Here is a 22,127-nt window from a genome sequence, read left to right as displayed (position 1 = left end):
CCACGCTCAGTCTGGCACAGCCAAGGCCGCCTCGATCCGCTCTTTGAGGGTGGTTACTACCTCTTCAATAGGCACTTCGGTGGCTTGGCCAGTGGCCCGTTCGGTCAGTTCCACTTTGCCCTGCTTGAGGCTGCGGCCTGTGGTGATTCGATAGGGGATCCCGATCAGTTCCGCATCTTTGAATTTCACGCCCGCCCGCTCATCCCGGTCATCCCAGAGGGTTTCAATGCCGGCGGCGGTCAGCTCCATGACTAGCTTTTCCGCCACGCTCATCTGCTGTTCATCGGAGATGTTGGGCACCACCACCACCACGTGATAGGGGGCAATGGCCACCGGCCAGATGATGCCATTGGCATCGTGGGATTGTTCCACGGCGGCTTGGGCCAAGCGAGACACGCCAATGCCGTAGCAACCCATCCACAGGGGATGCTCGGATCCCTGTTCGTCGGTGAAGGTGGCCTGCATGGGAACCGAAAATTTGCGCCCCAACTGGAAGATATGGCCGATCTCAATGCCGCGGGTGGTTTCCAGGATCTGTTCCGGGTTGAGGAGGGAGCGATCCCCTGCTTGGGCTTTGCGCACATCTACTACTTCTGGTAAAGGGTATTGTTCGCCCCAGTTCACCCCCCCTACATGCTTGCCGGGTTGGTTGGCTCCTGTCACAAAGTTTTTCATCAGGGCTGCCGTTTGATCCGCCAACCGCAAGATTTTTGGGGCTAGGTTTTCCTGTTTTTTGCCCAGGCAGCTATCCGGCAAATCGGGGGCGATATAACCCACAGGAATCGGATCCCCCTGCCAACTGTTTTGGGTATCGGCATCGGCCAGGGTGAGGGTGAGCAATTTGCTGGCTTTGTAGCGATCCGCCAAGCGGCTGAGATGATTGGACAGTTTTACCTCATTCACCTGTTGGTCGGCCCGAATGCTCAGGAGCACCGCCACCCGCATCCCGTTGTCGTAAAGGGCTTGGTAGAGGATATTTTTGAGAATGATCGTGGGAGAAATCTTGAGGAAGTCCGCCAATTTATCAATTGTTTCTGTGTCGGGGGTGTCCAGAGTCTGAACAGGATCATAAGGAGAGGAAGCGGCCTCCGGCGGGATAGACACTGCCTTTTCCACGTTAGCCGCATAGGAGCCATCGGGGGTGTAGAGAATGTCATCTTCTCCGGCAGAGGCCAGCACCATAAATTCCTGGGAAGCTGCTGAAGGCCCGCCAATCGCCCCGGCATCGGCATCCACCACGCGAAATTGCAGCCCACAGCGGCTGAGAATGCGACTGTAGGCGCGATACATATCCTGATAGGTTCGGCGCAGGCTTTCTTCGTCGGCATGAAAAGAGTAGGCATCTTTCATGATGAACTCCCGACCGCGCATCAGGCCAAAGCGAGGCCGAATCTCATCCCGAAATTTGGTCTGAATTTGGTAGAGGGTTTGGGGCAGCTGCCGGTAGGAGCGGATCAGATCCCGGGCTAGGAGGGTGATCACTTCTTCGTGGGTAGGGCCAAGGCCCTGTTCTCGTCCCTGCCGGTCTGTGAGGGCAAACATGATCCCTTCCGCTTGGGTGTAGACATCCCAACGACCGGATTCCCGCCAGATTTCCGCCGGCTGCAATTGGGGCATCAGGCATTCCTGTCCGCCGATGGTGTTCATCTCTTGCCGGACAATGTCCGAGATCTTCTGCAATACCCGCCAGAGCAAGGGGAGATAGGTGTAGGTGCCGGGGGACAGTCGCCGGATAAAACAGCCCCGCAACAGCAGCTTATGGCTGGTTAGTTCGGCTTCGGCGGGATCCTCTCGCAGCGTCACAAACAACATCTGGCTCAGTCGCATTCCTTCTCCCCATCTTCAAGCTGAGATCTCCATCCTGCTCCGCACGATACGGAGCGTCATCGTCCTGCCGCAGGGATCCCCCCACCCACAGGGATCCCTGCCTCCACAACTTAACCCGCTCAGGCCCGTCTCGGTTAGTCTAGGCCGGAGTTAGTGTCCGCCGTTTCGAGACCATTAGATATACATCGATAATGTCTCCTTCCTGCCAAGATTGGAACTTATCGACGCCGATCCCACACTCGAAGCCGGAAGCCACTTCTCGCACATCGTCTTTGAAGCGCTTCAAGGAATCGAGGCGACCCTCGTGGATCACTTCCCCCTTGCGCCGGACTCGCACCAAGGCGTTCCGTTGCACCTTACCGGAAAGCACATAGCTGCCGGCAATCGCACCGCGCCCGATCGGGATCACCATCCGCACTTCCGCTTGGCCTAGAGGTTCTTCCACTTCTTCCGGATCCAGCAGACCCTCCATGGCGGCCCGCAGATCGTCGAGCAGGTTGTAGATAATGTCGTATTCCCGCACATCCACCCCTTGCTCATCGGCAGCTTGTCGGGATCCAGGGGCCATGCTGGTGTTGAACCCGAGGATGATCGCCTCACTGGCTGCCGCCAAATCCACATCTGTCTCTGTAATCTCGCCAGCAGAGGCTAACAATACCCGCAGTTGCACTTCCTCTTGGGGCAGATCCTGCAATGCTGCCTGAATGGCTTCAGCGGATCCCTGGACATCGGTTTTCAGGATTAGGTTCAGCTCCTTCAGCTGGCCCTCCTGAGCCTTGGCGGAAATGCTGCCCAAACTGACTCGACGGGAGAGGAGCGCCTGTTGCAGCCGAGTTTGCCGCAGCGCATCAGCCCGTTCCTGAGCAATGCGACGGGCTTCTTTCTCGTCTGGGTAGACCTGAAACTCATCCCCCGCCGCCGGCACTTCATCCAGACCGAGCAGTTGCACCGCAGAAGAGGGCCCTGCCTCCTGTAGACGGTTGCCACGGTCATCCACCATGGCTTTGACACGGCCCAAAACAGCCCCTGCCACCAAGGTTTCCCCCACTCGCAGCGTGCCATTTTGCACCAGCAAGGTGGCTACGGGGCCACGCGCCTTATCGAGGTGGGCTTCCACCACTGTGCCACGGGCCGGGCGGTTGGGATTGGCTTGCAGCTCCGCCACATCCGCCACCAGCAGGATCATCTCCAACAGGCTATCGAGATTGAGGCGAGCCAGCGCACTGACTTCTACCATCGGGGTATCCCCACCCCACTCTTCCGGCAGCAGGCCATGCTCGGAGAGTTGCTGCTTAATGCGATCCGGTTGGCTGTCCGGTTTATCGATCTTGTTGATGGCAACAATGATCGGCACCTGAGCGGCCCGTGCATGGCTGATTGCTTCTAGGGTTTGTGGCTGTACCCCATCGTCGGCAGCCACCACCAGAACGGCAATATCGGTCACACGGGTGCCACGAGCACGCATGGCGGTAAAGGCTTGGTGACCAGGAGTATCCAGGAAAACCACACGGCGACTTTCTCCCTCGAAGTCCACATCAACGTGGTAGGCACCGATGCGCTGGGTGATCCCGCCGGCTTCTCCCCGGGCGACATTGGCATCGCGGATGGCATCGAGCAAGGTGGTTTTGCCGTGATCGACGTGGCCCATGATGGTGACCACGGGAGGACGCAAGACCAGATGGTCAATATCCTCCATATCCAGCATTTCTGTTTTCTTGGCTTTGGATTCTGCCTCTGGCCGCCGAATTTCGTAGCCCAGCTCTCTGGCTACTGACTCGGCAATCGACTCATCCAACACTTGGTTGATGGTTACCATTACCCCCTTGAAGAAGAGAGTTTTGATGATCTCGGTTTCGGCCAAACGCAGGCGATGGGCCAGTTCTTGCACCGTGAGGCTGCCATTCAACAGCAACACCTTCTCTTCCGGCTCGGCTGCCACATCAGCAGCGTTGGCTTCGGCAGAGGCAACTTGTCGCTGGGAACGAGCAGCCGGACGAGGACGGGCACTGCTAACCGTCACAGCCGCTGGTGGCCGATAGGAGGTGGGCTTAGCGGTGGGACGGGCCAGTGGCTTGAGAGCATTCAGCTCCGCCTGCTTGACTGCCGAAACGATAGCTATGGGATCCAAATCCAGTGGATCTCCGTCTCCCTCCCCACGTCTACGACTGCGTTTGCGTTTGGCTTGAGTGCGAGTGGTGCGTCGATTGAGAGCTTGTAACTCCTCGTCCTCCTCCTCAGCCGTTTTGCGCTTCACCTTGGGCACTGCAGGACGCACAGGGGCATCCGCCAACACCGGGCTGGGACGTTCTTCGCCAGGGATCCCTCCTGGTAAGCGCGGGGAGTCATCCAGGTCTGGGAGAGTCAGCTTAGCCGCAGGACGGGTGGGGGGACCCACCAACTCCATCCGCCGCTGCGGACGAGGGGTATCGCTACTTCCGCTTGAACCCTCTTCCTTAGCCACCGGGGAGCGGGGTTCTTGTGGGCGACTGCCAGGGCGCATGGAAGCACCCACCAGTTGGGGACGCGGGCGCTGCACAGGTTGAGGAGAAGGAGCCCCTTCTTCCGTGGAACGAGGAGCCCGGGGACGGCTGGGTGAGGGTGCTTCTGAGCTGGGACGACTACGACTGGATTCAGGAGCGCGTTGTAGAGGTTCAGGACGCTCTACTGGCGACTCGGGCTCGGGGGTGGCTCGTCGAGGGGAAGTGAGCACAGCCGGGCGTTTGGCCACCGGAGTAGGATTGGGCTCAGGGCTGCTGGTTTTGGCGGCAGGGGGATCAGGACGAACCGGGGTAGGAGAAGTTGGCTCCGGTTCTTGGGCCACCTCATCTGGACGGACAAGGGGGCCAGATTGTCGGCGCGGCGGGCCTATCAACTGGGCATGGCCACCGGAGACCTTTTTTTCAGAAGAACCCCGTTCAGGTCGTTGCAGTGAGGGTTTGGCAGCCAGCGAAGCACTGGGGGGAGTAGCCTCAGCAGCCGGGGTTTGCCGCTGAGCAGGTACAGGCCGACGAATGCCGATGATCTGCCGAGGGCCCTCACCACTTCGAGATTCAGGGGTAGGCTCGGGTGGGTGGCTCTCGGGTTGTTGTACCTGTTGTTGTGCCTTCGGACGGGGGCGAGGAGGCTGCACAAGACGGGCTTTGCTCAGTTTGCTGCGCACCTGCTCTGCTTGCTCCGGAGAAATAGTGCTGCTGTGGCTTTTGAAAGGGATCCCCAGTTGTTCACAAACCTCTAAAACATCGCGGTTTTCACGCCCCATTTCACGGGCAATATCGTAAAGTCGAACTTTATCGGTCATTCGTCTGCTAGCCTCTGCTCCTCTTTCCTCGTCGGTTTCGCTATCCAAACCTAAATCAGTAGGGGGTGAGCCCTTCGAATTTGCGGGTTCTTCCTCAGGCTTATTGAGAACAGCTGGGTCGGCCTCCAGGGATCCGGACTGGAGGGAATCTAGATCTGAAACTGCTCTGGAAATATCCACATGGGGCATAGAGTGGAACAACCGGGGAAGTGAACAAACGTCTAAGGCGCTAGTCTAGAATAACCTTTCTGCGGCCCGAACAGGCTTGCCTCAGATTTCCTAGATGGATCCCTACACGGATCCCTATTCTGACAGGTGAGTTGGGGTGCCGTGTAGCTTTACAGCTTTTTCCAACTTCACAGAGGTTCTGAAGCAGCCCAAAACCTCCGTCAGACGGGGGGTTAGCCTATATGGACTACTGTCTCGGTGGGTTCATCGGAAGGCTGATTACTCACCAGTTGTGCCTCTAGGCGTTGAAACAATTCGTCAGGGACAGGAGCTTTCAGGGCTTTGTTCAGCCGTTGCTTGCGTTGGGCTGCCTGTAAACATCCAAACTGGCGACAGAGATAGGCAGAACGTCCCATGCCCTCCTCCAGAAGAACTTGGTGAGAATCAAATTGCCTGACCAACCGCCACAGTTGGGAGCGGGGAAACAGCTGGCGACAGGCCACACAACGACGTAAGGGATCCCTACTCACCGGTTCAATCCAGTTGGGGTACCCGCGACCGAAGAAACTGGAAAAAAGACTCCACCAATTGCGGATCCCGCCAGCCTCTGGCTGTCTCTTCTCGCAGAGTATCCATGGATTCTTGAACGGTGAAGGCACGTTTGTAGGGCCGCTCTGAGGTGAGGGCATCGTAAATGTCGAGCACCTGAAAGACTCGGGCCACCAACGGGATCTCCTCCCCCTTAAGGCCATCTGGGTAACCACCGCCATCCCAGCGTTCATGGTGGTGTCGGATCAGAGGCAACACCTCTTTCATGGTGCGCAGGGGACGGCAAATTTCCTCCCCAATCAGGACGTGGGATTTCATCACCTCCCACTCTTGCGGGGTGTGCTTGTCTGGTTTACCCAAGATCGCGTCGGGCACACCAATTTTGCCAATGTCGTGTAGATATCCCCCCCAAGCCAATACCTTAATCATGGGACGGGGCAACTGTAGAAATTCGCCAAAATCCTTGGCCATTTTCACCAAGCGTTCGCAGTGATCCCCTGTGGTGGGATCCCGGCTTTCCACGCTGCGGGCAATGACGAACAAAACCTGAGCGGCATGATCCAAATCTTCGTTCAGGTGCTTTTGGTGAACCAGAGAACGCACCCGCGCCAACAATTCCGACTCGTCAAAGGGCTTGCTGAGGAAATCATCTGCCCCTGCTTCGATGCCCCGCACCCGATTTTTGCGATCGCTGGCGGCTGTAATTAACACCACTGGGATCAAGCGCGTCTCCTCGTTGGCTTTAATCCGCCGACAGACCTCGAACCCATCTAACCCCGGCATCATCACATCCAACAGGATCAGATCCGGTTGAAAGGTTTCCAACATGTGCAGGGCTTGATTGCCACTTTCGGCCTCGCTCACCCGATAGCCAATGCCCTCTAGCAGATCCCCTAGCAACATGCGGCTGTTGGGCTGATCATCGACAACCAAAAGGTGGCTGACATCCCTTGGCTCTAGAGCAGTCGTTTCGGGCATCCTGATTGTCCCAGGCATCTCAACGTTGGCAAAGGAAATAGGAGTCACAGCGGCAGATCGATGAGAATACTCTTACACTAGTGCCCCCCTGCAGGAGAGAACATCCGGCTTTACACCGAACTTGCCAGGCAATTGAGCTGGACGAAGGGATTTTCCGAATATTTTTCAAATCTCTTAAACCCAAAGTTCCGCAAGTGCTTGATGCAGGGCCTGGACATCCCGAAAGCCCCGGTCTGCCCCAGCCTGGTACAGACGCTCTAGGGGGTGAATGCCCCAGCCAACTCCCCAGGCCCCGACACCGGCACGACGGGCCATTTCGATGTCGTACTCGGTATCACCAATTAAAACCGCCTGATCGGAAGCCAAGTCATGGTGAGCGAGGATGCGCTCCACGGAGTCGGGATGGGGCTTGGGATAGGTCACTTCGGCAGGGGAGATGATCGGCTCAAATAGGTCGCCGTAACCCCATTGGTCGAGAACGGGCAAAATCGATTCCCGTCGTTTGCTAGAAGCAATGGCCAACGGGATCCGCTCTGCCAGATCGGCCAACAGCTCGAGAATACCGGGGAAGGGCTGGCTGTGGAGGGAGCGAATGGCATCATAAAAGCGGCGGTAGATCTCCACTCCTTCAGGGATCCGATTTTGAGCGCCCTCTGGTAGCAGAGCAGCCAGTTGTTTTTCCAACGGGATCCCGATCATTTGCCGCCAGGATTCTATCGCTTCTTCGGGCAGATTCAGGGCCGCGACGGTATGACAGATGGCTTCTAGAATGCCGGGTTCGGAATCGACGAGGGTGCCATCAAAGTCGAAGATCACAAGTTTGAGTGCCATCCAACATCCTTAAAGGGAAGAATCGAGGTGTTGATAGGTAGGGCCGACGTTTTGAAAGCCCTCATGATAGAGATCACCCGACCGATTTTACCAAGGACATCCCAGCCCTCTGAGGGCCTTACCGCAGGCTGCCGTCAGGCATGGTGGTGTTTTGGAAGATGGCTTGGTTGAGTTCCGCCAAATTCAGGTGGGCTTGGGTCAGGTTGGCCGCCGTCAGGTTGGCCCCCGACAAATCGGCGCTGATCAGATCCACAGATTGCAATTGGCAATGGCTGAGGTTGGCCCGTTTGAGTACCGCTCGTTGCAGGGATCCGTGCTGTAAATTCGCCTCGCTCAGATCCGCTTCGTTGAGGGTGGCCCACATCAGGTTGGTACTGGAGAGGTTGGCTTTTTGCATCTGGGCATAGTCGAGACTGGCTCGCCGCAGATCGGCATGGCTGAGATTTGCTTCCGACAACTTGGCTTCGATCAGGATGGCCCGCCGCAGATTGGCCCCTGTCAGGTTGGCTCCGCTCAGGTCTGCCCCTGACAAATTGGCGCGATGCAGGTTGATATCCCGCAGATCGGCTCCCCGCAGATCCACCCGACGCAGATCCGCCAAAGGAAATTCCCGCTCCCCTTCTTGATACTTAGCAAGCAGTTGGGCCACATCCATCATGGTCGGATCCCCCGCAAAGAAGGTTACCTCTATTTCAACCCGAAGATTGCCAGATGACCCGAGAATTGCGGATTGCCTTTCTGATTTTTTGGCATTCCCTTTAGAGAACTTAATCCTGCCCAAGTTCTGCCCAAATTCTGACTCGGCTCACACCGCATCCCATCAAAACTTGCGCCCCTTCTATTCAGTTGAACCTAACCTCTTCATGCAGCGTTTTCAGCAGGGAGCCCACTCTGGCCACCCCCACTTCGATCATCTCGGGGGAAACATTGGCATAGGAGAGTCGCAGGGCTGGATAGCCCACCCCATCCGGGAAAAAAGCGGATCCCTCCAACACCAGCACATTGGTGGCCCGCGCCTGTTGGGCCAGCTTTTGCATCTGAAAGCGGTAGTGTTCCGGCAGTTGCACCCAGAGGTACATACCTCCTTCCGGGATCGTCCAGCGGGCTTCTTCCGGGAAATGGGTTTCCAGTGCACGGAGCATTTGGTTGCGATTTTGCAGCAGTCGCGCCCGTACCTGTTGCAGATGGCGGCGATAATGGCCATTGGCCAGGTATTCACTCACCACTGCCTGGGGCAAAGAAGCCGTGTGAATATCCGTCAGGTAACGCTGCTCTAGCAGCGCCGAATATTGGGAGGGTGGCACCACCAAGTAGCCCACCCGCAAGCCAGGAGACAGGGTTTTGGAAAAGGTGCCCACGTAGGTGACCAGGCCTTCGCTATCTAGGGCTTTGAGGGGAGGTGGGGCAGACCCAAAATGCAGAGCCTCGTAGGCATTGTCTTCCAAAATCGGGCAGTTGTACTGAGCAGCGAGGTGCAGCAGCTGTTGCCGGTGGGAGCTGTGGGTGGTTAGGCCGGTGGGATTGTGCAGAGAACTGATGGTGTAGATCAGCTTGGGGCGATGGCTTTGCAGGTAGCGCTCTAGCAGGTCTAGATTCATGCCCTCTCGATCCATCGGGATCCCGATCAGGCGACAGCCCAGTTGCTCCAGAAGGGCTTGTGTACTAAAAAAGGTCGGGCTCTCCACCACCACCCAATCTCCCGGTTGTAGGTGATGTCGCATCGCCAAAGACAAGCCTTGCATCGCCCCATTCACAATCAAGATCTCATCGGCACTGGCCTCTAGCCCCAACTGCAGCACTAGGTTGGCGATCTGTTGGCGTAGCTGACTTTGTCCTTCGATGGCGTCGTAGAAAAAGATACCGTCGCTGTCGTTGGAAACCCGACGAACGATGCGGGCCAAATCGCTGGGGGGGGTTTGCGGCAGGGCACAACTGAGATCGATCACCCCTGGCTGTTGCTTGGCCTGGATCGAGCGGGCATAGATGGCGAAGGGACGGTTGGACTGGCTCTCGCAAAGCACCACATTTTGGGCGGGCTCAAAGCCACTCGGTTTGCTGGGAGCCGGGATCCCGATCGGATCGACAAAATAGCCGGATCCCTGGCGAGCCTGGATCAATCCCTGAGCCAACAGCCGATCGTAGGCTTCGATCACCGTCAGTTTGTTCACCTGTAGGGTTTTGGCCAAGGTGCGGATCGAGGGCAACCGCTCCCCCGGCAACAGGGATCCCGACTGGATCAAAGCCTGCAGACGATCTTGAATCTGCAGATACATCGGTTGAGAAGAATCACGATCAAGCAGGATCCGCATCTCGTTCACCCGGAGGAAGAACACCTTAGGTGCAGCCTAAACGATCCCCGCACGGATCCCAGCGGTACAGTTGCCAGTAAGTCTACCAGTACAGTTGTTAAACTCAGGAACTGGTCTGGTGGTTTGGCTTACCCCCTCAAACTCGACTGCAACGGATTCGACGTCAAGCCAGAGATACTGATCAACTCTCTCAGAGTTTCGGGTTGCTGTTGTATTGCAAGGCTCGGAACGGAACATCAATCAAAATACAGCTTTTTCCAGCGTTGCCTGATACAGCAGATTTAGGTCAATCCGTTGCTTCATCAGGTTTTTTGCCTAGCTCAAGGGCCTGTGTGAAGTCGGAAAAGGCTATATCGCTCAGTCTCTAGGCAGATCGTCTCAGTCGCCCAAGAATAGGGTGCGAAGGGGATGGTGTTCGAGTACCTAAGGTATGACGTCGGGAGTCTGTCACTCTGAACCTTCGGAACTGGGTAAAGCAACGATCAAGGCTTCTAGAACCCGATTTACCCGGCTTAGGCGCAGTCCATAATCTGACATCACAGGGCTATTGGGGATAATGGCATGACGGAACCCCAGTTTGCTGGCTTCCTTCAGCCGTTGCTCGAGTTGCGAGACTGGGCGCACCTGCCCCCCCAACCCCACTTCCCCAATCAAGACGGTGAAGGGATCCACCAGCCGATCCCGAAAGCTGGCCGCCACGGCCACGGCTACCCCCAAATCGGCAGCCGGCTCGGCCACATTGATGCCACCGGCGGAGGCAATGTAGGCATCGTATTTGGAGAGCGGGATCCCGACCCGTTTTTCTAAGACCGCCAAGATCTGCAAAAAGCGGTTCATTTCAATGCCGGTGGGGGTACGGCGGGGGGAACTGTAGCTGGTGGGGCTGACCAACGCCTGCACCTCCACCACTAGGGGGCGAGTACCCTCACAGGCGACGATGGTGGCGGTTCCGGGTGTGGCCTGATCCCGGCTGCTCAAAAACAGTTGCGAGGGATTTTCCACCTCCACCAAGCCCGATTCCGCCATTTCAAACACGCCGATTTCTTGGGCTGCCCCGAAGCGGTTTTTGACGGAGCGCAGCAGACGATGGCTTTGAAAGCGATCCCCTTCAAAGTACAAAACCGTATCCACCAAATGCTCCAGTACCTTCGGCCCCGCCAGGGATCCATCTTTGGTGACATGGCCCACGATCAGTAGCGCTACCCCCCATTTTTTTGCCGCCCGCATCAGCAGGCTGGTGCACTCGCGCACCTGCGAGACGGATCCCGGGGCGGCTGTGATTTGCCCCCAAAAAATGGCCTGGATGCTGTCGATGACCGCCACACGAGGCTGCAAAGCCTGAATCTCCAGCAGAATCGCTTCCAGATCGGTTTCAGCCAAGAGATAGAGCTGCTCGGATCCCACCCCCAGGCGCTCCGCTCGCAGTTTAATTTGTTGGGCCGATTCTTCCCCTGACACGTAAAGCATTCGCCCGCTCTTGGCCAGGTGCTCGGCAGTTTGCAATAGCAGCGTGCTTTTTCCAATCCCCGGATCCCCGCCAATCAACACCAGGGATCCGGCTACAATGCCTCCCCCCAAGACGCGGTCGAACTCGCCATAGCCAGACGCAAGGCGAGGGTGATCATCCGGTTGCACCTGCGTAATCGGGAGGGCAGACTGAGGGATCCCGTTGGACTTGGGAGTAAGGGCTTGGGCCCGGGAGGATTTGGGTGCTGGGGCGACAACAACTTCCGATAAGGTGTTCCAGGAACCACAGTTTTCGCAACGGCCCAAAAATTTCGGGTAACGCTCGCCGCAGTTGCTACATTCCCAGACGGTTTTTGCTTTAGCCATGATGGGAATCCCAGCACCTTCTCAGGGTATCTGCTGATAAGCAATCCCCGCTTTACCTTAAGGCTTGGGCCGTTTCTGGGGAGTTAGGGAGAGAACCCTCCGGTAACCCTAGAGATCCACATTGGGCCTGATGCCGCAGCAGATGATCGCAAAGCACCAAGGCCACCATTGCCTCTACCATCGGTACCGCCCGAGGCAACACACAGGGATCATGCCGCCCCCGCGCTGCCAAAACCGTGTCTTCTCCATCGAGGGTGACGGTGTTTTGGGCTTGTCGAATCGTGGCTGTGGGCTTGAAGGCAACCCGTAGGGTAATATCTTCGCCGTTGGCAATGCCCCCCTGAACTCCGCCAGAGCGGTTGCTGCGGGTGCGCCACCCAGAAGGGGTCATGTAAAACTCGTCGTTGTGCTGCTTGCCCGTCAAATAGGTACCGGCAAACCCCGAGCCAATTTCAAACCCTTTGCTGGCCGGCAGAGACATCACCGCCTTAGCCAAGTCTGCCTCTAATTTGTCGAACACCGGGGATCCCAACCCCCGCGGCACTTGGCGGGCCACACATTCTACCACCCCCCCCAGGGAATCTCCTTCTCGACCGGCAGCCTCGATGGCCTGGATCATGGCGGCGGCAACTTCGGGATCCGGACAGCGGACGATGTTGGCTTCCACCTGCTCTGGGGCCACTTGAGCGGGATCCACTTTTGCTTCTAGATCTTTCACCCGCTGTACATAGGCTAGGATCTCCACTCCAGCAGCCAGCCGCAGAATTTTCTTGGCAATCGCCCCGGCTGCCACCCGGCCGATGGTCTCACGGGCCGAGGCGCGTCCTCCCCCCTGCCAGTTGCGGATCCCGTATTTGGCTTGGTAAGTGGCATCCGCATGGGAAGGACGAAACGTTGTAGCCATTTCGCTATAGTCCTGCGGGCGAGCATCCTGGTTACGCACCATCACATGAATCGGCGTGCCCAGGGTGAGCCCTTGAAATACGCCGGAGGTGATCTCACAGCGATCCGCCTCTTTGCGTGGTGTGGTGATGTGGCTTTGGCCCGGTCGCCGTCGATCCAATTCTGCTTGAATGTCCGCCTCCGTCAGCGGTAAGCGCGGTGGGCATCCATCCACCACCACCCCCACGGCTCCACCGTGAGATTCGCCGTAGGTGGTTACTGAAAATAAAACACCGAAGCAGTTGCCGTTGGCCATGGGATCCTTTGTCGTGTCAGCAGGATGTGGTACTTGCAAGCAGGGAGTCTTATTTTATCCTCAGCGGGTTCTTCGCCAGATGTTTCAGCCGCCGGCACTGGGCGATCCCTCGGAGCACCAGATGGGGATCCCAATGTAAGTCTGAATCTGTCCCGCTGTTTTGGAGCTGTGAGTACAGCCACTCGCCATCCCCTCCGGTCAACAGCACCGGCCCATCGGAACCCCTCTGCCGCCAATCGGCAATAAAGCTCTGCACACCTGCCAGCACCGTGTAGAGAATGCCACTGCGAATGGCGGTGGGCGTATCGTTGGCCCAACGAGGGGGAAGAGCCAGGTCAGGATCCCAATCGATCTTCGGCAGGCGAGCCGTGTGATCCGACAAAGCCTGCGTCTGTAACCCCAAACCGGGCAAAATCGCCCCTCCCACGAGGGATCCCGCCCGATCCGCCCCCGTCAAGGTCAGAGCCGTACCCCCATCGATCACCAAACAGGGCCAACCGTAGTGGATTCCGGCAGCCCAAAGGGCCAAGGCCCGATCCAACCCCAAGCTGGGATAGAGATTCCCCAACGGCACATCCTGCAGCTGCAATCGATGCACGCAATTGGATCCCGTTGGTACCGGGGCGGAGCCGACCCCCACTAGCCAAAGCTCTGTCTGGTCAGGCCAAGGCAACGGCTGTTGAGCAGAGAAGAGTTCCACTCTGAGCAATGTCTGATCCTGAAACCAGCCCCAGCGCACATGGGTATTGCCCAGCACCGCCGCCAACCACAGTTCAGCCGCAGGATCCCCATGGATTTCCTCCTCAAAACTCATGCAGCAGCTCCGCCTCCACCCGAAACAGTTCTACAGGCTGTCCAGCAGGGATCCCGGCCCAGCGTCTGGCTGTGGACAGCTGCCATTCTGTTGTCAGGGCTTCCCCTGGTAGCAACACCGCCCCTTGCGCACCCGACCGGATAAACAGCCCCATGCGCGTCGGATCCACTCCCTCCACAGAGACAATGGGCACCACTCGCCGCACCATCGCCACCTGAATCGAAGCCGTCTCCAGTTCTGTAGCTCGCAATGGCACATAGCGCCAATCTCGACTCACTGCCCCCACCGCCGCCCGGATCGTGGCAGTCGCTAAGTCTCCGCTACTGGGTTCCAAACTGCCCCAACAGCCGCGCGGTTGCCGGTCGGTGCTCACGGTTACAAAAACGCCTGCTGAGCGTCGCCAATGGGGTGGGATCCCGTCTGGAGTGGGCAGCACCTGGCCGGTGGCGAAGTAGTGGGCGATCGCCTGACGCGCCAGCGCCGGTAAGGTCTCGGGGAAAGGCTGTTCCTGACGGTGGGATGACATCCGCAGTGAATCCGCATCTAGCGGGAAAGGCAGAGAGACAGGGGCAGTCTCCTCCGCAGTCCTGAGCGGAGATCCGGTTAATAGCCCTAACCCCAAAGCCAAAAGCACACACAGACCACCTAACAGCCAGCGGATTGCAGTGAAACGGGTTTTGAAGGTGGGCACCACATGCAGATCCCGTTCGTAAATTCGTGAATTTGGACGAAGTCCTAACGGAACTTTAGACTGTTCCAGACTCTAGATTAAAGCTAATGAGAACTAATAAGCAGGGGCTATAAGTTCCGGACTGTACCCGCGGGGTCTTGGTGTTGAACTTGACCTACAAAACAAAAGAGACAGGAGAAGCCTGGGTTCGGAATCGAAAACTATGGAGCTTAGCGGATTCGAACCGCTGACCCCTTCAATGCCATTGAAGTGCTCTACCAACTGAGCTAAAGCCCCAAATCAGACAAACACAAGCCCGCAAGCCCCCTTTCAAACCCACGCCCGTGACTTGAGAAGCGGCTTTGGAAGACAAAAGTACCGGATATTCATCCTAAGAAGGCAAGGGATCCCTGTCAATAGTCAATGCCATAGATTCGGGTCCGTTAACCCACGACCTCTTATTACCGGAGAGGCCTGCAGGGTGATAGAACGGAGTCAGTGGCTATCGAGGGGATCGTGACACAAGGGAACCAGCTCAATCACATCTTGGCCGTCTCTTTGGTGGTGATCTGCTTGATTGCCGCCATCATCGGGGGAACACGTCCCACACCGGAACCTCCTCGGGGGGGTGTCAGCTTTGAAGCAGCTCGCGGCGGCGATCGAATCGAGTTGGTCAACCTAGAAGGAACCATAGGCGGATCTCGCGGTTCAGGGTTTGTCAGTTTGCCCACCTCCCCTCTAGATCAGCTCCGGGATGCAGTACAGGATCGCTCTGTGAAGGCAGTGCTGCTGCGTATTAACAGTCCAGGCGGCGCGGTGGGATCCAGCCAGGAACTCTATCGTGCCGTAACCGCCTTACATGAGGTGGGCAAACCGGTGATCGCGATCATGGAAGATATTGCTGCTAGCGGGGGCTATTACGTGGCCAGTGCTGCCGACAAGATTTACGCCAATCCCGGCACCCTAACCGGCAGCATTGGGGTAATCATCAGCGGCCTTAGCTTTGGCGAATTGCTGGAAAACTACGGCATCGAGCCCCAAACCTTCAAAACCGGCGAATTTAAGGACATTCTCTCTCCCTTCCGCACCGCTACGCCTCAAGAGCAACGTCTGCTGCAGGACTTGGTGGAAAATACCTTGGATCAATTTATTCGAGATGTCGCCCAGGGCCGTCAGCATTTGCCGGAAGAAGGGGCCGATGAGGTGCTGGATGCCGAGATGATTGCCCGCCGGGAAGGGCTAGACGAAGCGCGGGTACGAGAGTTGGCAGATGGCCGCATCTTTACGGGGGCACAGGCTCTGGAAGTGGGCTTGGTGGATGCTTTGGGAGGCTATACCGAAGCCGTGGAGGATTTGCGTTTGATGACTGGGGATCCCTCCTTGTCTCCGGGGGGTGAGGCGGATAACTTCCAACGCACGCTGCGGCGGCTGTTAAGCCAGGGACTGACTTCACAAGGGCAAAACTCTGGGTTGGCCAGATTTTTTGAGCGCAATGAGGCCACACGGATCCCAGGTGTACCGCTGTTGTGGATGGCGCCGGAGTGGGCTTTGCGCTAGCCTCGCTGAAGGGTGTTGTGGGGTGAACAGGTGAATCAACCGTCGATGGGAGCGATGGCAGCTCCAGGGTTGCAGGGCAATGGGGCAAGGCCGGTTGCCGGTGTTGTTGCAGACGTTTTGGCAGGCCCCTTGTCCGTTGAAGCCGCCTCAGGGACAAAGGCTCTCAACGGCTTAGATTTATCAGAGCTGCCTGACCCAGATCTGCTGACCAGTCGAGCTTGGGTGGAGATCGATGGAGCCCAATTGCGGGAGAACCTGCGGCTATTGCAGGCGCGGCTATCGGCGGACACAGAAATTTGGGCGGTGGTGAAGGCCAATGCCTATGGCCATGGGGCAAGGTTGGTGGCTCCCTTGGCTATCGCAGCCGGGGCAAAGGGCCTCTGTGTGGCCACTCTGTCAGAAGGGATCGAGTTGCGGCAAATGGGGCTGCAGGCTCCCATTCTGGTGTTGGGAGCCTTGAACACCTGGGCGGAGTTGTGGCAAGCGATGGCGGCCCGCTTAGAGATTAGCCTCACCTGTACCGACCAGATCCCTCTGGTGTGTCAGGTGGCACGGTTGGCGGGGCGGCCTTTTCCGGTGCATGTGAATGTGGATACGGGCATGACCCGGCTGGGGATCCCCTGGACAGAGGCGGCAGCTCTGTGGGGGCAGATTGGTCGGATCCCGGAGTTGCAGGGGTGTAGCTTGTTTTCCCATTTGGCGACAGCAGATGAACCCCACTGCCCGGCCATGGAACAGCAACGCACTCGCTTTGCTCAGGTTATCGAACAGATTCAACAGGCTGGGGATCCCTTGCCGAGCCTGCATCTAGATAACTCAGCCGGGGCATTGAGCCATCTGCAGGGGCATTATGCACGGGTGCGTTTAGGGCTGGTGCTTTACGGGTTACCCCCCGCTCCCCATTTGCAGGTGCCGGGTTTGCAGCCGATCCTACGGCTGAAGGCACGACTGACCCACATTCAAACGGTGCCCGCCCAGACAGGGGTGAGCTATGGGCATCGCTACATCACCTCCCGCCCCAGTCGTATTGCCACTCTGGCCATTGGCTATGCGGACGGGATCCCGCGGCGGCTTTCCGGTCGGTTGCGGGGATGGGTGCGTGGCGGCTTGATCCCACAGGTAGGGACAATCACCATGGATCAGTGTATGTGGGATGTGACGGAGAGACCGGATATTCAGGTAGGGGATGTGGTGGAATTGCTCGGCCCCAATCTGCAGGCGGCGAGCCTGGGCTCATCAGTTCAGGACTGGGCGGATCAGTTGGGCACGATTCCCTATGAACTGCTGTGTGGCCTTTCCGCCCGCTTGCCACGATTGCTGGTGAATTCTCCGAAACATTGATGATATCCAATGTTTCAGTTCATGAACACCTCCGAGAAGCCGTATCCCCTTGTGGGTGCAGTTGTTGACACCTCAAAAAGCAACTGTCAACCTCTCCTTCGATTTCCCTTCGTCTTCTGTCTATTTCAAGGATGTGAAGACAAGGATGTGAAGAAAGACTTGAAGACATGGTTCAGTTCACTCCTCTTCTCTTTGCGGCCTCGCCCGAATCCAAACATCTGGCGGGAGCATCTGCACATCGAGAATGCGCCAATTCGGCGCATCTGCTAGCGGCCAGCCCGGCCCACCAACAGCCGGACGGCCTTCGCTGCCCAGTAGTTTGGGGGCGATGAAATACCATGCTTCATCGACCAAGTTCTCCGCCAACAAGGCTGCCGCCAGTACGCCGCCGCCTTCGCAGAGCACATGTAACAGCTCGCGTGCTCCCAGTGCTCGCAAGACGCAACGCATCCGAAAGCGTCCATTCTGTGTTGGCAGTGTCTCGCAGTTGACTCCGCGGGTCTCCAGCGCTTTGCGATACGGCTCAGGCGCCTCCGGCCCGAGGAACACAATCGTCTGTTGTCGATGAGCATCCGAAAAGAGCTTGAGCTGCATCGGCAGCCGTCCGTGGGGATCAAGCACGATCCGCCACGGCGTGCGCCCGTCTGCGGGATTCGGCAGCAGTGAGGGATCATCCTGAAGCGCGGTCTCACGTCCGATCAGGATCCCGTCTACCCGCCGCCGCAGAGCATGAACCTGTGATCGTGCGGCTGCACCTGTAATCCATCGTGAGCGGCCATACATGTCCGCGAGCCGTCCATCGAGCGACATGCCCAATTTGAGCGTGACGAACGGACGGCTATCGCGCTGGAGCATCGCAAATGGCTCAATGAGCGCCCTGCACTCGGGTTCGCGCACGCCCACACTCACGGCGACATTTGCCTCGCGCAGCAGTTGAAAACCGCGCCCAGCATGCTTGGGATTCGGGTCTGTCGTCCCTGCGATCACGCGGCGGATGCCAGCGCGGATGATCGCGTCTGTGCAGGGCGGCGTGCGGCCCCACGTGCTGCACGGCTCGAGCGTGACGTAAAGATCGGCGCCGTGCGCCTGCCCGCCCGCTGTTGTCAGCACAACGATTTCCGCATGAGGGCTGCCTGCCTTTGGATGAAACCCCTCGGCTAGCAGGTATCCGTTCTTCACAAGGACTGCGCCGACGGGCGGATTCGGGCGCGTCAGACCCTCGCCCTTGCGCGCCTGGGCGATTGCGTGGAGCATCCATTGCTCATCTGTGCTCGAAGGCGGAGGAAGTTCTGGTGTTCTGTTTAAGGGGCAATTCATATCCGAGCCGTGCATCGACAAATGGGGCGGGTTCAAATCATCCGGCCTTCGCGGATCAAGTTGATCATCACGGAGATCACGTCGTGATCGTTAGTGATGGGATCAGAGGGACTCGAACCCTCATGTTCTTGAAAACAACGAATGTCAGGATGGAGAGCAGGAGCAACACAAGTTTGGCATCCATGGACTTGATCCTCTGTCATCAATCGGCGGATTTCGATACCCTTGGGGCGGCAGTGGGGGCAGCGCGGCTGTATCCGGGGGCGCGTATCGTCTTGACTGGGGGATCCCTGCCGGGGGTACAGGAATTTTTGTCCTTGCACCGGGATGAGTTTCCCTTGATTGAGATGCGCTCGGTGGATCCCCAGCAGGTTCAGCAGTGGATTTTGGTGGACTGTCATGACCCGGATCGCTTGGGCAAGGCGGCCTCGTGGCTGAGTGCCCCTGGGGTTGCCATTGAAATTTTCGACCACCATGTGGACGATCCAGAAACCCCAGCCGAAGCCTTCTGGCCCCAGCAGCGGGTTACCAGCCATATCGAAGCGGTAGGGGCGACCTGTACGTTACTGGTGGAACGGATTCGGGCTGCCGGGATCCCGCTCAGTCCGTTCGAGCGCTTGGCGCTGGCCTTGGGCATTCACATGGATACGGGATCCCTCACCTTTCCTGAGACCACAGCACGGGATGCTGAGGCTCTCTCTTGGTTGGTGGGCCAAGGGGTGAATTTGATCCTGCTACGGCGTTTTTTGGGGGATGGGCTCACTCCAGAAATGCGGGAACTGCTCAGCCAAGGGTTGACCCAGATGCAGGTGCGCCAGGTGGGGGGGTATCGGTTGGGGGAGTGGCTGCTGGATTTGCCGGAATTTGTGCCGGGGCTAGCCGGTTTGGTGATGCGGCTGATGGATCTGACGGATGTGGATGTGCTGATCCTGGTGGCGCGACAGGGGGAACGGCTGAGTTTGATCGGGCGGGCGAGACAGGATTTTGCTCAGCTGGGCAAACTGATGAGTCGTTATGGGGGGGGTGGACACGATTGTGCGGCAGCAGCCACGCTCAAAGCCAGTTGGGAGCAACCCCTACCCAACCCAGCGGAATTGGCCCAAGAGCTGATGAGCGCCCTAGAAGAACGGATCCCGGCTCCCGTCACTGCACAAGATCTGATGTCGGCCCCAGTGCGGACGATTCGCCCGGAAACTACGATTGACGAAGCTCAGCGAGTGCTGTTGCGCTACGGACATTCGGGGTTGGTGGTGGTGGATGCCGAGGCGCAGTTGGTGGGGGTGATCTCGCGGCGGGATATCGATATTGCCCTGCACCACGGCTTTGGTCATGCCCCCGTCAAAGGCTACATGACTCATGAAGTGAAAACCCTCTCCCCAGACACGCCTCTAGCCCAGATCCAACAGCTGATGGTGAATTGGGATATTGGTCGGCTGCCGGTTCTCAAGGATGGGCAGTTGGTGGGCATTGTCACCCGCACCGATGTGTTGCGCCATCTGCACGAGTTGCCCTCTTATTCGCCGTTTTGTGCCCCGGTGACCGGGCGGGATCCCCATTCGCACCCCAGCTTCGATCTCACCTTCGCAGCCTTATCGGAACACCATCGGCACCTGTTGCAACAGGCCACCCAAATCGCGGACGAACGGGGGCTGAAGGTGTACTTGGTAGGGGGAGCGGTACGGGATCTGCTTTTGCAGCAGTGGGGACGACAGCCACTACCGGATCTGGATGGACTGGATTTGGACTTGGTGGTGGATGGGCCCTACCCGCTGCGGGGGGATGGTGCAGATCCGACCGGATGGGGTTTGATTTTGGGGCAAGCCTTGCAACAGCACTTCCCGGAAGCGCGCCTGGAGATCCACGGCAAATTTCAAACGGCTGCCCTGATCTGGCCGGGGGGCTTTTGTGTGGATATTGCCAGTGCCCGCACGGAGTTTTACCCCTATCCGGCCTCTCCTCCGGAAGTGGCGATGGGATCCATCCAGCAGGATTTGTATCGGCGGGATTTTTCCATCAATGCCCTGGCCCTCCGCCTGAATGGCTCCCAACGGGGGCAACTGCTGGATTTTTTCGGCGGGCAGGCGGATCTGCGCCAGGGATTGATCCGGGTTTTACATCCCAACAGCTTCATCGAGGATCCCACCCGCATTTATCGGGCGGTGCGCTTTGCAGTGCGTCTAGGCTTTTCCCTGGATCCCAGCACCGAAGAACGCATTCGGGCTGCCGTGGCCAGTGGTTTACATGATGCTGTGGGCGGGGATCGTCTCAAGCAGGAGTTGGCCTATATTCTCGGATCCCGCGATTGGCCTCTGGCTTTTCAGCGGTTATCGGAGTGGGGGGCCTTGCGCTGTATTCACCCCGATTTGGAGTGGGATCCCTCCTTGCAGCAGCGGCTACAGCGGGTCGGCGCTTGGGCCAACCATTTTCGCCGTCGGTATCCAGAGTTGGGATCCCATGAGATCTGGCAACTGCGCCTAGAGGCACTGCTACTGACATTGCCCCAAGCCCCCCAGGTGGCCAGCCAACTGCACCTCACCCAAGCAGGCATCGAGCGCCTCCGCAACTCCCCCCATTACCAAACCCTCTTGGCCCGATTGCACCCAGATCTTTCCCCCGATCAGGTGGTGCAGCTGCTCCAGGGGTTGCGGATCCTGGCGGTCATTTTGATGATCGGGATCGCCCCCAAACCGGCACGGCGGCTGATCTGGTGCTACCTACAGGAGTGGCATTGGGTGAAACCACTGCTGAACGGGCACGATTTGCATCGTCTGGGCTATGCGCCGGGTCGGTATTTCCAGGAGATTTTGGATCAGCTGCGCTACCACACTCTCAATGGCCAGCTTGCTACCCCAGCAGAGGCCGAAACTTGGCTTAAGGAGCACTTTCCACTCTCCCAGCCGGCCTCTCAGTCGAATCAGTCGAAATAGAAGAGGGTCACCAATTTGTGTTGATCTTCCGCATGCTTGCAGGCATCCAACAGCGTCACGCTGTCGTGGAAAACAAAGCAAATCAACTGCTGACACTTGCTGATGATCTCGAGGTTGCACAGGTGGCTGGCCTCCGCCAAAGAGAGATGGTCGTTCTCAGGGTGTTCCACCAGGTGTAGTACCTGCTCGAGGCTGGCTCGCGACTCCGCGGGTTGCCGCTCCAAGCTTTGCGGCAGGATCACCGTCAGGGATTTCATATCTGCTCGCATCGCCCCGCGGATCACCGCCAGATTGGTGCCGATGGCCCCAGAGGTGAGGATGTGGTTGCCGGTTAGGGCTAAAGCGTAACTGAGGGTTTCGATCAAATACTGGTGGGTAATAGGCACATGACGACTACCCAGGATTGCAACTCGCTTCGGCCCGACCTGCTGAATGGCGGCCAACTCCTGCAAAAACGTATCGACGTTAGCGGAGATATCAATAGACTGGGTCAACGGGATCCCTCGGCAG

General features: G+C 58.0%; 16 protein-coding genes and 1 tRNA gene. 3 read left to right on the top strand and 14 right to left on the bottom strand.

What is annotated here, in order from left to right; all coding sequences use genetic code 11:
- Window positions 1–6: 6 nt before the first annotated feature.
- The 12 genes from L1047_RS15955 to L1047_RS15900 form a co-directional block, all read right to left on the bottom strand.
- On the bottom strand, window positions 7–1,827 hold the full coding sequence (locus tag L1047_RS15955) for a proline--tRNA ligase (protein ID WP_235280062.1): 1,821 nt from the start codon (window positions 1,825–1,827) through the stop codon (window positions 7–9).
- 139 nt (window positions 1,828–1,966) lie between these two features.
- On the bottom strand, window positions 1,967–5,125 hold the full coding sequence (infB, locus tag L1047_RS15950) for a translation initiation factor IF-2 (protein WP_235280060.1): 3,159 nt from the start codon (window positions 5,123–5,125) through the stop codon (window positions 1,967–1,969).
- Window positions 5,126–5,526: 401 nt separating this feature from the next.
- On the bottom strand, window positions 5,527–5,823 hold the full coding sequence (locus L1047_RS15945; protein WP_443081736.1) for a YlxR family protein: 297 nt from the start codon (window positions 5,821–5,823) through the stop codon (window positions 5,527–5,529).
- Between the two features lie 4 nt (window positions 5,824–5,827).
- The gene (locus L1047_RS15940; protein ID WP_235280058.1) at window positions 5,828–6,820 is read right to left on the bottom strand and encodes a response regulator; all 993 of its coding nucleotides are present in this window, start codon (window positions 6,818–6,820) and stop codon (window positions 5,828–5,830) included.
- A gap of 174 nt (window positions 6,821–6,994) precedes the next feature.
- Window positions 6,995–7,651: an HAD family hydrolase gene (locus L1047_RS15935; protein ID WP_235280056.1), complete on the bottom strand. Its 657-nt coding sequence runs from the start codon at window positions 7,649–7,651 to the stop codon at window positions 6,995–6,997.
- 118 nt (window positions 7,652–7,769) lie between these two features.
- Window positions 7,770–8,309, bottom strand: coding sequence for a pentapeptide repeat-containing protein (locus L1047_RS15930; protein WP_235280054.1), 540 nt, complete (start codon window positions 8,307–8,309; stop codon window positions 7,770–7,772).
- A gap of 184 nt (window positions 8,310–8,493) precedes the next feature.
- On the bottom strand, window positions 8,494–9,960 hold the full coding sequence (gene pdxR / locus L1047_RS15925) for a MocR-like pyridoxine biosynthesis transcription factor PdxR (protein WP_235280053.1): 1,467 nt from the start codon (window positions 9,958–9,960) through the stop codon (window positions 8,494–8,496).
- 447 nt (window positions 9,961–10,407) lie between these two features.
- Window positions 10,408–11,793: a DNA repair protein RadA gene (radA, locus tag L1047_RS15920; RefSeq protein WP_235280051.1), complete on the bottom strand. Its 1,386-nt coding sequence runs from the start codon at window positions 11,791–11,793 to the stop codon at window positions 10,408–10,410.
- 52 nt (window positions 11,794–11,845) lie between these two features.
- A complete protein-coding gene (gene aroC, locus L1047_RS15915; protein ID WP_235280049.1) occupies window positions 11,846–12,991 on the bottom strand; it encodes a chorismate synthase in 1,146 nt (381 codons plus the stop codon).
- 49 nt (window positions 12,992–13,040) lie between these two features.
- Complete coding sequence (locus tag L1047_RS15910) at window positions 13,041–13,805, bottom strand: pantothenate kinase (RefSeq protein WP_235280048.1); 765 nt, start codon at window positions 13,803–13,805, stop codon at window positions 13,041–13,043.
- The gene (locus L1047_RS15905; RefSeq protein WP_235280047.1) at window positions 13,795–14,499 is read right to left on the bottom strand and encodes an AMMECR1 domain-containing protein; all 705 of its coding nucleotides are present in this window, start codon (window positions 14,497–14,499) and stop codon (window positions 13,795–13,797) included. Before L1047_RS15905 ends, L1047_RS15910 begins: the two co-directional genes overlap by 11 nt.
- Before the next feature lie 200 nt (window positions 14,500–14,699).
- Window positions 14,700–14,772: transfer RNA gene (locus L1047_RS15900), tRNA-Ala, on the bottom strand.
- 219 nt (window positions 14,773–14,991) lie between these two features.
- On the opposite strand from L1047_RS15900, the gene sppA reads away from it, so the two are divergent.
- Together sppA and alr are read left to right on the top strand one after the other, a co-directional pair.
- Window positions 14,992–16,032: a signal peptide peptidase SppA gene (gene sppA / locus L1047_RS15895; protein ID WP_235280045.1), complete on the top strand. Its 1,041-nt coding sequence runs from the start codon at window positions 14,992–14,994 to the stop codon at window positions 16,030–16,032.
- A gap of 30 nt (window positions 16,033–16,062) precedes the next feature.
- The gene (gene alr, locus L1047_RS15890; protein ID WP_235280043.1) at window positions 16,063–17,373 is read left to right on the top strand and encodes an alanine racemase; all 1,311 of its coding nucleotides are present in this window, start codon (window positions 16,063–16,065) and stop codon (window positions 17,371–17,373) included.
- A 177-nt stretch (window positions 17,374–17,550) separates the two neighbouring features.
- Here the strand turns inward: alr and ribD are convergent, their stop codons facing one another.
- Window positions 17,551–18,690 (bottom strand): bifunctional diaminohydroxyphosphoribosylaminopyrimidine deaminase/5-amino-6-(5-phosphoribosylamino)uracil reductase RibD, encoded by a 1,140-nt coding sequence (gene ribD, locus L1047_RS15885; RefSeq protein WP_268836740.1) that lies wholly within the window; start codon window positions 18,688–18,690, stop codon window positions 17,551–17,553.
- 182 nt (window positions 18,691–18,872) lie between these two features.
- Between ribD and L1047_RS15880 the strand changes: the two genes are divergently transcribed.
- Window positions 18,873–21,617, top strand: a complete 2,745-nt coding sequence (locus tag L1047_RS15880; RefSeq protein ID WP_235280104.1) for a CBS domain-containing protein — start codon at window positions 18,873–18,875, stop codon at window positions 21,615–21,617.
- Here L1047_RS15880 and L1047_RS15875 read toward each other — a convergent pair.
- Entirely contained in the window at window positions 21,605–22,111 is a 507-nt protein-coding gene (locus L1047_RS15875; RefSeq protein WP_235280040.1) for a DNA recombination-mediator protein A, read from the bottom strand. The genes L1047_RS15880 and L1047_RS15875 overlap by 13 nt on opposite strands.
- Between the last annotated feature and the right edge of the window lie 16 nt (window positions 22,112–22,127).

This window comes from Synechococcus sp. Nb3U1, from assembly GCF_021533835.1.
Lineage (GTDB): Bacteria > Cyanobacteriota > Cyanobacteriia > Thermostichales > Thermostichaceae > Thermostichus.
The sequence above is the reverse complement of the archived record's forward strand: the minus strand, read 5'-3'. Positions and strand labels throughout refer to the sequence as shown.